This window comes from Clostridioides sp. LIBA-6822 (assembly GCF_056688955.1).
This window is the reverse complement of the sequence record NZ_CP196995.1, coordinates 3,918,831-3,932,711: the sequence shown is the minus strand read 5'-3', so window position 1 is coordinate 3,932,711 and position 13,881 is coordinate 3,918,831. Positions and strand designations below refer to the sequence as shown.

The following is a 13,881-nucleotide window of genomic DNA, read 5'->3' as shown; positions in this document are numbered from 1 at the left end:
GCTTAAAAGCTCAAATATATTAGGAGGTGCTTTTAATAATGAGTAGAAATAAATATTTTGGCCCATTTGATGATAATGATTGCAACAATAACTATGATGATTGCAATGGTGGTCATGATAATTATAATAGCTGTGATTGTCATCATGGATGTCCACCATCTTGTGTAGGACCAACTGGTCCAATGGGTCCAAGAGGTAGAACAGGAGCAACGGGATCAACCGGACCAACTGGTCCAAGAGGTCCAGGAATAGGATCAACAGGTCCAACAGGCCCAACAGGTCCAACAGGAAATACAGGAGCAACAGGAAATACAGGAGCAACAGGATTAAGAGGTCCAACAGGAGCAACAGGTTCAGCAGGCCCAACAGGTCCAACAGGAGCAACAGGATTTGGAGTAACAGGTCCAACAGGAGTAACAGGAGCAACAGGAAATACAGGAGCAGATGGAGTAACAGGCCCAACAGGCCCAACAGGAATAACAGGAGCAAATGGAATAACAGGACCAACAGGAGCGACAGGAGCAACAGGAATAGGAATAACAGGCCCAACGGGAGCAACAGGAGCAACAGGAGCAAATGGAGCAGCTGGAGGGACAGGAGCGAATGGAGCAACAGGAGCAACAGGAACACCTGGGTCAACAGGTCCAACAGGTCCAACAGGCCCAACAGGAGCAAATGGATTAGCAGGTCCAACAGGTCCAACAGGGGCAACAGGAACACCTGGAGCAACAGGAGTAACAGGCCCAACAGGAGCAACAGGAGACACAGGTGCAGATGGAGTAACAGGTCCAACAGGGGCAACAGGAGTAACAGGAATAGGAATAACAGGCCCAACAGGTCCAACAGGAGCAACAGGAGTTGGAGTAACAGGAGCAACAGGATTAATAGGTCCAACAGGAGCGACAGGAACACCTGGAGTAACAGGTCCAACAGGAGCAACAGGAGCAACAGGAATAGGAATAACAGGTCCAACAGGAGCAACAGGAACAACAGGAATAGACGGAGCAACAGGAGTAACAGGTCCAACAGGAGCAACAGGGGCAACAGGAGATGCTGGAGTAACAGGTCCAACAGGAGCGACAGGAGCAACAGGAATAGGAATAACAGGAGCAACAGGTCCAACAGGTCCAACAGGAGTAGGAGTAACAGGGGCAACAGGATTAATAGGTCCAACAGGAGCAACAGGGGCAGACGGAGCAACAGGTCCAACAGGGGCAACAGGAGCAACTGGAACAGCAGGTCTAATAGGTCCAACAGGAGCAACAGGGGCAACAGGAGCAGATGGAGCAACAGGCCCAACAGGAGTAACAGGAGCAACAGGGGCAACAGGAGCAGATGGATTAGTAGGCCCAACAGGAGCAACAGGAGCGACAGGAGTAGGAATAACAGGTCCAACAGGAAATACAGGAGCAACAGGAGTAGGAATAACAGGAGCAACAGGAGCAACAGGGGCAACAGGCCCAACAGGAGCAGATGGATTAGTAGGTCCAACAGGAGCAACAGGAAATACAGGAGCAGATGGAGTAGCAGGTCCAACAGGAGCAACAGGGGCAACAGGAAATACAGGAGCAGATGGAGCAACAGGTCCAACAGGAGCAACAGGAAACACAGGAGCAGATGGATTAGTAGGTCCAACAGGAGCAACAGGAAACACAGGAGCAAATGGAGCAACAGGAGTAACAGGCCCAACAGGAGCAACAGGAAACACAGGAGCAGATGGAGCAACAGGGGCAACAGGAGCAACAGGGGCAACAGGAGCAGATGGATTAGTGGGTCCAACAGGAGCAACAGGGGCAACAGGAGCAGATGGAGTAGCAGGTCCAACAGGAGCAACAGGGGCAACAGGAGCAACAGGAAATACAGGAATACCAGGAGCTAGTGCAATAATACCTTTTGCATCAGGTATACCACTATCACTTACAACTATAGCTGGTGGATTAATAGGTACACCAGGATTTGTTGGTTTTGGTAGTTCAGCTCCAGGCTTAAGCATAATTGGAGGAGTAATAGACCTTACAAACGCAGCAGGAACATTGACTAACTTTGCATTCTCAATGCCAAGAGCTGGAACAATAACATCTATTTCAGCTTACTTTAGTACAACAGTAGCACTTTCACTTGTTGGTTCAACGATTACAATCACAGCAACACTTTACCAATCGACTGCACCAAATAACTCATTTACAGCTGTTCCAGGAGCAACAGTTACACTGGCTCCACCTCTTACAGGAATATTATCAGTTGGTTCAATTTCTAGTGGAATTGTAACTGGATTAAATATAGCAGCAACAGCACAAACTCGATTCTTACTAGTATTTACTGCAACAGCTTCAGGACTTTCATTAGTTAATACTGTAGCAGGATATGCAAGTGCAGGAATTTCAATAAATTAGATTAGATAATTAAAAAAAGGCTTCTAGTATCTTATTGATATTAGAAGCTTTTTTAATACTGATAGATAAACATAGTTTTAATATTAATTGTTGAGCATAATATAAAGTACTATAATATAATATAAAATAAATAACATTAAATTTTAAATGGAAAGTTGTCTAGGGGGGATATTGTGAAAAGTAAGATTGAAACATTAATGAATAATTTTGTAAAAGAGTATTATAAATTAAATAATATAACTACAAAATGGCAAGAGCTTTTATTTGCTTATGCATCTGCTGAAGATGATATGTTTCAGAAGCTAAAAATTGCTGTAGGAACATCTCATGCTATGCCAAAAGATTTTTTGAAAGATGGTAAAACTATAATTACATATTTTATACCTTTTGATTAAAAAATAGCTACGCACACTTGTGATTTTAGTCGTGAGTTAGTAGCTAAAATAGTCAGCATATAGGGAAACGTATATGTAGAGATAGGATAGAACCTATCCAATACTACTTGAATTGCTGGAAACCCCTAAAGCTAACCAAACTAAAACATAAGGATGAAATAAACCTAAGTGTGAAAGTTACGAAAGTAGAAAAAATTGGTTAGATGGTATAAGGTTAAACCCTAAGTACTTTAAAATGGGCAATCAGCAGGTAAACTCCGAATAGGAGAAACTTCAACGACTATTCCTCTTGAGGGAAGTACACTACAAGCTATCGGTAGTGGAAGTGGGTAGACCTTAACGGATAATGCCGAAGGATAAGATATAGTCTGTGCTTGCATGAAAGTGTAAGAAGTTCATAAGAGAACTGCATAGGTAGTAGCGAACTTATGTGAACGACAACCTCAAAAATGATAAAAGTTAGGAATTACGGTTCTTACATATGTTATTTAAAAATAGATATAAAAACCTTAAAAATACTTGTTTAAAAAAATTACACTTGTTAATATTAGGATGGGTGGAAAAATCAGAAAAACAAGTAAAGTGAGGTGATAGTAGTGGAAAAAGCATATAAGTTTAGAATGTATCCAAATAAAAAACAGCAAGAGTTAATTAACAAAACTTTTGGATGTTGTAGATTTGTATATAATAAATATCTTGCTAAAAAAATAGAAGTTTATGAAAACGATAAAGAAACTTTTACTTATAAACAGTGCAGTTCTGATTTGACCAATTTAAAAAGAGAATTAGAGTGGCTTAAAGAACCTGACAAATTTTCACTACAAAACACCTTAAAAGATTTAGAAAACGCATATAAAAAATTCTTTAAGGAAAATACAGGATTTCCTAAATTTAAATCAAAAAAAACTAACAGATTTTCATATAAAACTAACTTTACAAATGGAAATATTATGTACTGTAGTCAATATATAAAATTACCTAAACTTGGTATGGTTAAAGTAAGGGATAAACAAGTACCTCAAGGAAGAATACTTAATGCTACTGTATCCAAAGAACCAAGTGGTAAATATTATGTATCATTATGTTGTACTGATATAGATATTAAAGCATTTGAAAATACTAATAGTCAGATAGGTTTAGATTTAGGAATTAAAGAATTTTGTATCTCAAGTTGTGGAGAATTTATAGAAAATCCTAAGTATCTTCAAAAGTCATTAAACAAACTTGCTAAATTACAAAGAGAATTATCGAGAAAAACAATTGGTAGTTTAAATAGAAATAAAGCAAGGTTAAAAGTTGCAAGACTTCAAGAACATATAGCTAATCAAAGAAAGGATTTTCTACAAAAACTATCTACCAAATTAATACGAGAGAATGATATTATTTGCATAGAGGATTTACAAGTAAAGAATATGACTAGAAATAGTAAACTATCTCGCTTAATTTCTGATGTGTCATGGTCAGAATTTATTCGTCAATTAGAATATAAGGCTAATTGGTATGGTAGACAAATTGTAAAAGTAGGTAAATTCTTTGCAAGTTCACAAATATGCAATAAATGTGGGTACAAAAACGAGGAAATGAAGAATTTAAGTATAAGAGAATGGATTTGTCCTTGTTGTAATGTAACTCACGATAGAGATATAAATGCAAGTATAAATATACTAAAAGAAGGATTAAGACTAATAACAGTTTAAAATAGATAACTTATGTAAGAACCGTAGGAACTACGGGGATAGCCTGTGGAGAATTGGTAAGACATATTTTAGTATGCGAAATTCTATGAAACAGGAACCCTGTGACTTTAGTCATGGGAGGTTCAGAAAAGTGTGAATAATAGTAATATTGGGGGATTTGAATGTTCAGAAGTTTGGGCAAGGGCATATGTAGAAACTAATAGATTAATTTCAGATCTGAATAATTTTTTATGTGGAGAACTAGAGAAGATAGGATTTAACTCATATGCCATTCCTGGGTCATATAATTTTGATAACAATAAATTAGTCAGTGATTGGTCACAAAGACATGTAGCATTCATAGCAGGTCTTGGAACTTTTGGCCTAAATAATATGCTTATCACAGAAAAAGGATGTTGTGGAAGAGTAGGAAGTATAATCACAAGTTTAGAATTAGAGCCAACTAAAAGGCCAGAACAAGAATACTGTTTGTATAAACAAAATAACAGTTGTAAAAAGTGTGTAAGTAAATGTGTAAAAGGAGCTTTAAAAGAAGATGGATTTGATAGAAAGAAGTGTTACGAGATGTGTATGCTAAATGAAGCTAAGTATTCCTATATAGGTGGATGTGATATTTGTGGGAAATGTATAGTTGGTGTTCCTTGTTCAGTAATAAATCCATTAAGATAAAGAGCTCACATTAATTAACGATTCTAATTATATCTGTAATAAGTTACAAGAATAAATAAAGTATAAAGTATATATAAATAATTTATATTGATTGACAACTATTTATGCTATTGCTAGACTTATATGTATCGCTGTGATATATAAGGAGGGGTGAGAATTTATGTTTGATTTAATCTTTATTTTTGCATAGCAAGGGCTATTGCAAATATAAAATTTAATATATAAATAGCCCTTTGCTATTCCTAATAAAAAATTACTATTTAATAGGAGAGCAAAATGAGCTATAAAAAAGCAATACATATACTACCAGAAGAATTACTTGAGTTAATACAAGAATATGTAGATGGAGAATATATCTATATTCCTAGAAAATACAATAATAAAAAAGAATGGGGAAGTAATACATCTACTCGTTCAGAATTATCAACTAGAAATATGCAAATTTACGAAGATTATCAAGTTGGACATGACTTAAAATACTTATCAGAAAAATATTACTTATCTTTGAAAAGTATTCAAAGAATTGTATTACAAGAAAAAAGAAAAGATGTTTAAGAATGAGCTAGTATAGTTTTATAACTATACTGGCTCATTTTCTTTTGATAAAAGTGTTTGAGGTATAGTTTCTTTTAAGTGGATGATATAATTTAAGTAATTTCAATAACTTATACAAAAGCTAACAAAGCTAGTTGTAAAGTACCTAATAGTAAGCAATAGCTTTTTATATGTGTGAAATTAAAATTTATTAAAATTAGGAGGTCTTGTTTTGAAAAAAATACTTGATTATATTCCACCTTTTCATAACTTTCTATTAGTTTAATAATCTTATAGAAAGGAAATTATGTTTATGCAAGAAATTACTTGGGAGGTGAAATATATCTCCCAACTACCTGTAATTAGGTACTGTAAAAAATGTGGAAAAAAGGCTGAATATATTTGTTCTGGTTTATTTAGAGTTAATGCTCAACATAAATATTTGGATATATGGCTAATATATAAGTGTTCAAATTGTGATTCAACATGGAACTCAACTATATATTCTCGTGTTAATCCAAAAAATTTAAATCAAGAAATACTAGAACAATTCCATAAAAATGATGATAATCTTGTTGAGCAATATGCTATGAATGCAGAACTTTTACATAGAAATGGAGCAGAAGTTGGTATTCCAGAATATAAAATAGTAGGTCAAGGAATTAACATTAATGACCTTACACAAGTTAGAATTGTTAGTAAATATCCATCTCAGCTAAAGGTATCAACATTATTACGTGAGAAACTAGGTTTATCTAGGAAGAAATTTGATGAAATGTTAGACTGTGGGGTTATTAAAAGTATATCTGGAGTTGATTTAAAGAAAATCAAATTAAATTATGAAATTATGTTAGAGATAGGTAAGGAGAAGCAGAAGTCTTCAAATTTACTAGAATAACTAACTTAATATATTTTCTATTATTACATCTTTTAAAAAATAGTGGCTATGAAAATGAAAAGCCACTATTTTTGTATATAACTATTCTCTTTCTAGATTTTTTAAGATTTCATAGTAGTGTGTTGTAGCCTGTGTACTTGGCTTACCTTTTTTACAGAAAGATAATTTTGATAGTTTGGGAACTACACGCTCAACCACAATTTTATTATCTATTATTTTAGATTCAAGTGTTTTTAACGCTTCTAGAAATCTCTTATCCTTTTTTGCACTATTGTAAAATGATAAAACATAGACATAAAGGAATAGATTATAATTACGAAAAGGATATTCAACTTGCATAAATAATGTGCCAATTCCATAATGGCAAGGTCCAATTGGTTTTTTTATAGTCCAATGATTAAGTAAAAATTCTACAGCTTTGTCAAGCTTTGACTCTTTATTTAAATAATCACTAAAACGAAATGCGTTTAGTATATTAAGTGTTGGAAGAGGATTTGAATATTCAGTCTCTGGACCTCTACCAAAACTAAATTTATTGCAACGCCATCCACCATCACTATATTGTGTATCTAAAAAATGTTGAAACGTTTTTTGTATCCTAGTGTCAAACGCATATCCCATATGACAGAGTACATTAGCAGCATTAGCAGTATGACAAGGGTAAATACCTCCATTTGGATATAGTTTAAAACGTCCATCTTCTCTCCAAGTACTAAATATTAGTTCAGCACATTCTTTAAGCAAAGTATCATTAGGATTAACTCCCAATTCTAACAAGTAAAGTATACTATCAAGAGTGGAGAAAGGGGAACCTTTTATTAAACGTTTATCAGGTGTAGTCCAATAGTCTGCACCATTATCATGCCTGTGTGATAATATTATTTCAATATCTGATAAAGATTGATTTTCTACATTCATGTCTTTGACTCCATTTCATATTACATTTTAAATGAATCTATAAGAAGTTTTATTATTATATTAATTGATATTTATAATTTCTTTACTTTACTTAGAATTGCATCTATAGCTGTGTCAGGAACAACCGCTAAGTCTTCTGCATTAAAGTAATAAATTATATTAGAATCAAATAATATATTTGAATTTGGAGGGAATTCATCATCTCCAAACCAAAGTATAAATATCATAGATGTATTACCCATATATGTAAACTTATAAGCTAAATCGCCCATGTTTACTTTTTCAGCTCCTATACTTTCCATAACTAACTTGTATTTGTCTATTTGAGATGCAAAAACTTCTGAAAGTCTAGAGAGGGTCCTATTTAAAAAGTTTGGATAGTAAACATTACCTCCTGGTACTTCTTTAAAAGTTACATATTTATTAGTTCTAGGAATACCTTTAGCATTGATTAAGTATCTAATTATCAAAATTTTAAGCTCAAAATTTTTACAAAGGTCATCATTACCATTCCAAACTTCTCCACTTGGATAGTCTATAATATATTGTCTATCAAAAAAATTTAGTGTGAATTTATTTGAATTACTGTTGAAAGGTATATCGCTTAATTTACTAATTGTATGAGGGTCTAATTCTTTAAATTTTTCTCGAGCATAGTCAAATGGAACATTATAATTACTTTTTGTTAATTTTTCATCCATGATTTTTTCCTCCAATTTAAATAATTAAAGATATGTTAATAAGAAGTTTTCTTATTATTGATTTTATTACATATTTAAAATATTACAACTATAAATTTTGATATTTAAGCGAATATACGTAAAATAAATATAAAGTGCTTGAAATATAAAGTTTTTGTATCTAAAATATTTTATTTGTAAAATATTAAGCAGTTATTGTAATCTATAATATGAGAGTATGATAGTTGATATAAATTTGTAAAAATATGCATTAAAATGTTATTGAACACATAAAGGGAGGAGTTAGTATGTCTAAGATACTAGTAATAGATGATGATTTAGATATGTTAAAGCTAATTGAAAATGTATTAAAAAGAGATAGACATGAAGTAAAAGTAATTAGCGATGTGGAAAATGCTATGGATATCAATTTTAATTCTTTTAATTTAATAATATTAGATGTAATGATGCCTAAGATGGATGGTTTTGAAGTATGCAAAGCTATAAGAAATAAGGTTGATTGTCCAATACTGTTTTTGACAGCTAAAAATATGGAAAGTGATATTATGTATGGTCTTGGTATAGGAGCAGATGATTATATAACAAAACCTTTTGGTATAGGAGAATTAAGAGCTAGAATAACAGCTCACCTAAGAAGAGAAAATAGAGAGAAAAAAAATTTATTAACTATATCAAATGTTCAATTTAACTTTTTAGGAAAAGAAGTTTCAGTTGATGGTAAAAAAATCAACTTTACTAAGAGTGAATATTTAATATGTGAATTTTTAGCAAAAAATAAGGGGCAAGTATTTTCAAAAGAAAGAATATATGAGTCAGTATATGGTTTTGATGGAGAAAGTGATATAAGTGCTATTACAGAGCATATAAAAAATATACGAAGCAAATTAAAACAATATAACATATATACAATAGAAACTGTGTGGGGTATAGGGTATAAATGGGTGTAATAAATGGAAGTGTAATTTAGTGAAAATATTATATATATCTACAAAATGTTTGTAAAATATTAATCTATATATTAAAATTTAATTTATAGATTAATATTTTTTGTGAATGACAAAATTGCAAGGTATTTTGTTATAAAATATTAATATTCGTAGTGTATACTAATAATAAGGTATTTGGTATTAAATCTTGAGAAAAGGACGGTTATCTTTAATGGATAAACTAAAGAATATTAGAAAAAGTTTACTACAGTATACATTTTTATTTTTACTAATAGGTATAACGATTTATCTAGTGTTTAAAACATTAGACATTAAAATGTTATCAAATGTTATAGTTATGGTAGATAAGAAATTTTTATTTATAGGTGCCTTGGCAATAATGTCTCATATAATGCTTGAAGGAGTGGTAATGAAGATAATTATAGAAAGCACCCACAAAGTTAATATTAGATTTATTGGTTTTAAGCTAGCCATTATGGGATTTTATTATAATTTAATAACTCCATTTGCCTCAGGAAGCCAGCCAGTGCAGATATATGTACTTAAAAAATGTAAAATGCCACTTAGTAAGGCAAGCGCAGTTGTTACCAATAAATCTATTATTTTTCAAATAGTAGTTACTTTTTATTGTACAATACTTGTTCTAATGAATTTTTCTATGTTAGAAAAACAGATGAAAGTGATTATGCCTTTAGTCTTTTTAGGGATAGCTATTAACTCATTTGTCTTAATTATGATAATATTAGTTATTTTAAATCCTCAAAAAATAAAATATTTTATGAGAGTTTCTATAAAGCATTTAACAAAAATTAAATTTTTGAAATTTTTAGATAATAAGGTTGACTCTATAGAAAATTTTATAGATGATTATAGTAAAGCGATAAGTTTTTTTGCCAAGAATAAAAAAGTGTTAATTTTAACTATAATAGTAACTTTTATTCAATTAAGTGCTTACTTTAGTGTTTCATTTTGGATATACAAAGCATTTAATTTACAAGGTTACAGTTATATCTATATATTAACACTACAAGCATTTTTATATATGGCAATATCCCCAATACCAACACCTGGGAATGTAGGAGCTAATGAACTAGCATTTTTCACTATATTCAAATCAGTATTCCCTCAACCTTTGATGGGATATGCAGTATTTTTATATGGTGGATTTATGTACTATTTGATTCTGATTGGAAGTGGAATATTTACTGTAATCACTCACTATAGAATGAAAAATAAGATTGGAAGAAATGTCGTTTTAGGTGAAAATTAAATAAATTTAAATAAGCGTATATTAAAAAATATGTCATAAGAGCTAGAATATTTTAATTAGGTAGTTGAAATATAAAGATTGTTATGACATATTTTTTTTAAAACATAAAAGGAATTGTGAGAAAATTGTTGAATTTAATAGATAGTATTGCAAAATATTTGTAATTTTGCATATTATAAAAACATTTCATTATCTTTAAGGTAAATTTTACTTATCAGGGGATAAATCTAAGGGGGGAAATGTATGGAGAAAAAAATTTTAACAGTTTGTCCATACTGTGGAGCTGGATGCCAATTATATCTAGTTGTGAAAGATAATAAGATATTAAGAGCTGAACCAGCTAATGGTAGAACAAATCAAGAAAGTTTGTGCTTAAAAGGTCGTTATGGATGGGATTTTCTAAATGACCCTAAAATTTTAACACCTAGGCTAAAAAAGCCAATGATAAGAAAACAAGGTGTATTAGAAGAGGTTGAATGGGATGAAGCTATAAGTTACACAGCTTCAAGATTAAATGAAATTAAAGAAAAATATGGTCCTGATTCTATTATGGGAACAGGTTCTGCAAGAGGTCCTGGCAATGAAGCAAACTATATAATGCAAAAATTTATGAGAGCTACAATAGGAACTAATAATGTTGACCATTGTGCTCGTGTCTGACATGCACCATCTGTAGCCGGTCTGGCTTACTCATTAGGTAGTGGTGCAATGTCAAATTCTATACCAGAGATAGAAAATGCAGATGTTTTATTTATATTTGGATATAATGGAGCAGATTCACATCCAATAGTAGCAAATAGAATAGTAAAAGCTAAAAAAAATGGAGCTAAGTTAATTGTTACTGACCCTAGATTAACTGAATCTGCGAGAATTGCTGATATACATCTACCTATAAAAGGTGGAACAAACATGGTTTTAGTAAATGCTTTTGGAAATGTCTTGATTGAAGAAGGTCTTTATAATAAAGAATTTGTTCAAAATCATACACAAGGATTTGATGAGTATAAAGAAATTGTTAAACCATATACAGCTAAATATGCTGAAAAGATTACAGGAATTCCAGAAGAGCTTATAAGAAAAGCTATGAGGGAATATGCAAAAGGTAAGAAAGCTATGATACTTTATGGAATGGGTGTCTGTCAATTTGGTCAAGCTGTTGATGTAGTTAAAGGACTTGCATCAATTGCTTTGCTTACAGGTAACTTTGGTAGAGAGAGTGTTGGAATAGGACCTGTACGTGGACAAAACAATGTCCAAGGGGCTTGTGATATGGGAGCTCTTCCTAATGTATATCCAGGGTATCAAAATGTAACTGATGACAAGATAAGAGAAAAATTTGAAAACGCTTGGGGTGTAAAATTATCTCCTAATAATGGTTATAGTTTAACTCAAGTTCCAAATTTAGTACTAAAAGAGAAAAAGCTTAAAGCTTACTATATATTTGGAGAAGACCCAGTGCAAAGTGACCCAGACGCATCAGAAGTTAGAGAAGCTTTGGATGAATTGGAGTTTGTCGTTGTTCAAGATATATTTATGAATAAGACAGCACTTCATGCTGATGTTATACTTCCAGCTACTTCTTGGGGAGAACATGAGGGAGTATATACATGTGCAGATAGAGGGTTCCAGTTGATGAGAAAGGCTATAGAGCCACAAGGAGATGTAAAACCAGATTGGCAAATTATAAGCGAAATTTCTACAGCAATGGGATACCCTATGAACTATAAAAACACTAAAGAAATATGGGATGAACTTAGACAATTATGTCCTAGTTTCTTAGGTGCCACTTATGAAAAAATAGAAGCTCAAGGGAGTGTTCAGTGGCCTTGTAAGAGTGAAAGTGTAGAAGATAAAGGAACTATGTATTTATATGAAGGTCAGAAGTTTTCTACTCCTAATGGAAAAGGTAATTTATTTGCTGCTGAATGGAGACCTCCTATGGAAGTCGAAGATGATGAATATCCATTTAGCTTATGTACTGTAAGAGAAGTTGGACACTATTCAGTAAGAACTATGACTGGTAATTGTAGAACACTTAGCTCATTAGAAGATGAACCAGGCCGTGTTCAAATAAATTGCAATGATGCTGAAAAATTAGGAATTGAAGATGATGAGTTAGTTAGAATTAGTTCAAGAAGAGGAAGTGTAATAACAAGAGCAACAGTTACTGATAGGGTTAAGGAAGGTGCAACATATATGACTTATCAGTGGTGGGTTGGAGCTTGTAATGAACTTACAATAGCAAACTTGGACCCTATATCTAAAACACCAGAATATAAATATTGTGCTGTTAAACTGGAGAAACTTGAAGACCAAGAACTAGCAGAAAAATGTGTGAAAGAAGAGTATCAAAATCTCAAAGATAAAATGACTGCTACAAATATTTAGCTGTTAATTGGATTAAAGATTTATAAAAAGCGGAAAGGCTAATATTTTATGAATAATATATACTCAAAAACTAAATTACAAGAGAATAGCAAAGATGAAGTTTTTGAAAAAAGTTATAGTCTAGTGGATTACAAATATTTAAATTCTTTTAATGTAGAAGTAAATAAAATAAACGAATATGAACTATCATCAGATAATGAAGAAATAATTGCAGAATATCCACTTAGTTTTATTTTGAACGATAAATATATAAATACATTTTTATGTACCCCATATAATTTGAAAGAACTTGTAGTTGGTTTTTTGAAAACTAAGGGATACATAAAAAATAAAAAAAATTTATTAAGTTTGGAGATAAACGAAAAGGAGCGTTTTGCAAGAGTAAATATTCAAAGAAAACAGGAAATTGAAGATGAGCAAATTATATTTTTGAATTCACTAGACTATATAAAATGTGTTCCTGTAGAGAGTAATATAAAAATAAATTATGATACGGTTTATAGTATAATGGATAGAAATTTGAATTCGTCAGAATTATTCAAAAACACAGGTGGAGTGCATAGTGTATCCATATTTAATTATGATAAAAACATAGTAACTTGTGAAGATGTAGCGAGACATAATGCAATGGATAAGGCGATTGGGTTTTGTGTTTTAAATGAAATATCATTGGAAGATAAAATTGTAGCAGTAAGTGGAAGAATATCATTGGAGATGATATTGAAAGCAGCTATGACTCAAATTCCTATTGTAGTATCAAAATCGGCACCGACTAATTTATCAATAGAGCTTTCTAAAAAATTAAACATAACTCTTATTGGGTTTGTAAGAGGAAGACGAATGAATATTTATGCAAACCCACAGAGAGTTATTAAAAAGTGAGACTGAGTATATGTGTATTAAAAAAGAAAAACAAAAATATTCAAAGTGTGAAATTTGTGGAGCATTAATTGATGACACTGATAAAATATATGAAAACACATACAATTTGTGTAAAAAATGTAAGCGAAATATAAGTACTGAGAAAATATTAAAATATATAAATATATATAATGGAAAGTAACTAGGGTG

The 13,881-nt window shown here is 31.8% G+C and carries 13 protein-coding genes; 11 read left to right on the top strand and 2 right to left on the bottom strand.

All coding sequences use genetic code 11. The annotated features are described in order from the left end of the window. Window positions 1-26: 26 nt before the first annotated feature. The 6 genes from ACTG48_RS18535 to ACTG48_RS18510 all read left to right on the top strand — a co-directional run bounded on the left by ACTG48_RS18535 (window position 27) and on the right by ACTG48_RS18510 (window position 6,586). Window positions 27-2,393, top strand: coding sequence for an exosporium glycoprotein BclB-related protein (locus ACTG48_RS18535; RefSeq protein WP_479917646.1), 2,367 nt, complete (start codon window positions 27-29; stop codon window positions 2,391-2,393). Between the two features lie 173 nt (window positions 2,394-2,566). Further along, window positions 2,567-2,788, top strand: coding sequence for a hypothetical protein (locus ACTG48_RS18530; RefSeq protein WP_479917645.1), 222 nt, complete (start codon window positions 2,567-2,569; stop codon window positions 2,786-2,788). A 587-nt stretch (window positions 2,789-3,375) separates the two neighbouring features. Next, window positions 3,376-4,485 (top strand): IS200/IS605 family element RNA-guided endonuclease TnpB, encoded by a 1,110-nt coding sequence (tnpB, locus tag ACTG48_RS18525; RefSeq protein ID WP_479917644.1) that lies wholly within the window; start codon window positions 3,376-3,378, stop codon window positions 4,483-4,485. A 132-nt stretch (window positions 4,486-4,617) separates the two neighbouring features. Beyond that, window positions 4,618-5,154: a hypothetical protein gene (locus ACTG48_RS18520; protein ID WP_021386164.1), complete on the top strand. Its 537-nt coding sequence runs from the start codon at window positions 4,618-4,620 to the stop codon at window positions 5,152-5,154. 276 nt (window positions 5,155-5,430) lie between these two features. Further along, window positions 5,431-5,709, top strand: coding sequence for a CD3324 family protein (locus tag ACTG48_RS18515; RefSeq protein ID WP_479917643.1), 279 nt, complete (start codon window positions 5,431-5,433; stop codon window positions 5,707-5,709). 292 nt (window positions 5,710-6,001) lie between these two features. Continuing rightward, a complete protein-coding gene (locus tag ACTG48_RS18510) occupies window positions 6,002-6,586 on the top strand; it encodes a DUF1062 domain-containing protein (RefSeq protein ID WP_479917642.1) in 585 nt (194 codons plus the stop codon). An 81-nt stretch (window positions 6,587-6,667) separates the two neighbouring features. On the opposite strand, the gene ACTG48_RS18505 is transcribed toward ACTG48_RS18510, so the two are convergent. Continuing rightward, a complete protein-coding gene (locus ACTG48_RS18505) occupies window positions 6,668-7,504 on the bottom strand; it encodes a prenyltransferase/squalene oxidase repeat-containing protein (RefSeq protein ID WP_021386232.1) in 837 nt (278 codons plus the stop codon). A gap of 71 nt (window positions 7,505-7,575) precedes the next feature. Beyond that, a complete protein-coding gene (locus ACTG48_RS18500) occupies window positions 7,576-8,205 on the bottom strand; it encodes a DUF3786 domain-containing protein (protein WP_479917641.1) in 630 nt (209 codons plus the stop codon). A 287-nt stretch (window positions 8,206-8,492) separates the two neighbouring features. On the opposite strand from ACTG48_RS18500, the gene ACTG48_RS18495 reads away from it, so the two are divergent. From ACTG48_RS18495 to ACTG48_RS18475, 5 genes are all read left to right on the top strand, one after another. Beyond that, complete coding sequence (locus tag ACTG48_RS18495; protein WP_479917640.1) at window positions 8,493-9,152, top strand: response regulator transcription factor; 660 nt, start codon at window positions 8,493-8,495, stop codon at window positions 9,150-9,152. 211 nt (window positions 9,153-9,363) lie between these two features. Further along, the gene (locus ACTG48_RS18490; protein ID WP_479917639.1) at window positions 9,364-10,422 is read left to right on the top strand and encodes a lysylphosphatidylglycerol synthase transmembrane domain-containing protein; all 1,059 of its coding nucleotides are present in this window, start codon (window positions 9,364-9,366) and stop codon (window positions 10,420-10,422) included. Between the two features lie 243 nt (window positions 10,423-10,665). Continuing rightward, window positions 10,666-12,810 (top strand): formate dehydrogenase subunit alpha, encoded by a 2,145-nt coding sequence (fdhF, locus tag ACTG48_RS18485; protein WP_479917638.1) that lies wholly within the window; start codon window positions 10,666-10,668, stop codon window positions 12,808-12,810. 48 nt (window positions 12,811-12,858) lie between these two features. Then, window positions 12,859-13,692, top strand: coding sequence for a formate dehydrogenase accessory sulfurtransferase FdhD (gene fdhD / locus ACTG48_RS18480; protein ID WP_479917637.1), 834 nt, complete (start codon window positions 12,859-12,861; stop codon window positions 13,690-13,692). Continuing rightward, a complete protein-coding gene (locus ACTG48_RS18475) occupies window positions 13,661-13,873 on the top strand; it encodes a hypothetical protein (protein WP_202594874.1) in 213 nt (70 codons plus the stop codon). Before fdhD ends, ACTG48_RS18475 begins: the two co-directional genes overlap by 32 nt. Window positions 13,874-13,881: the final 8 nt, after the last annotated feature.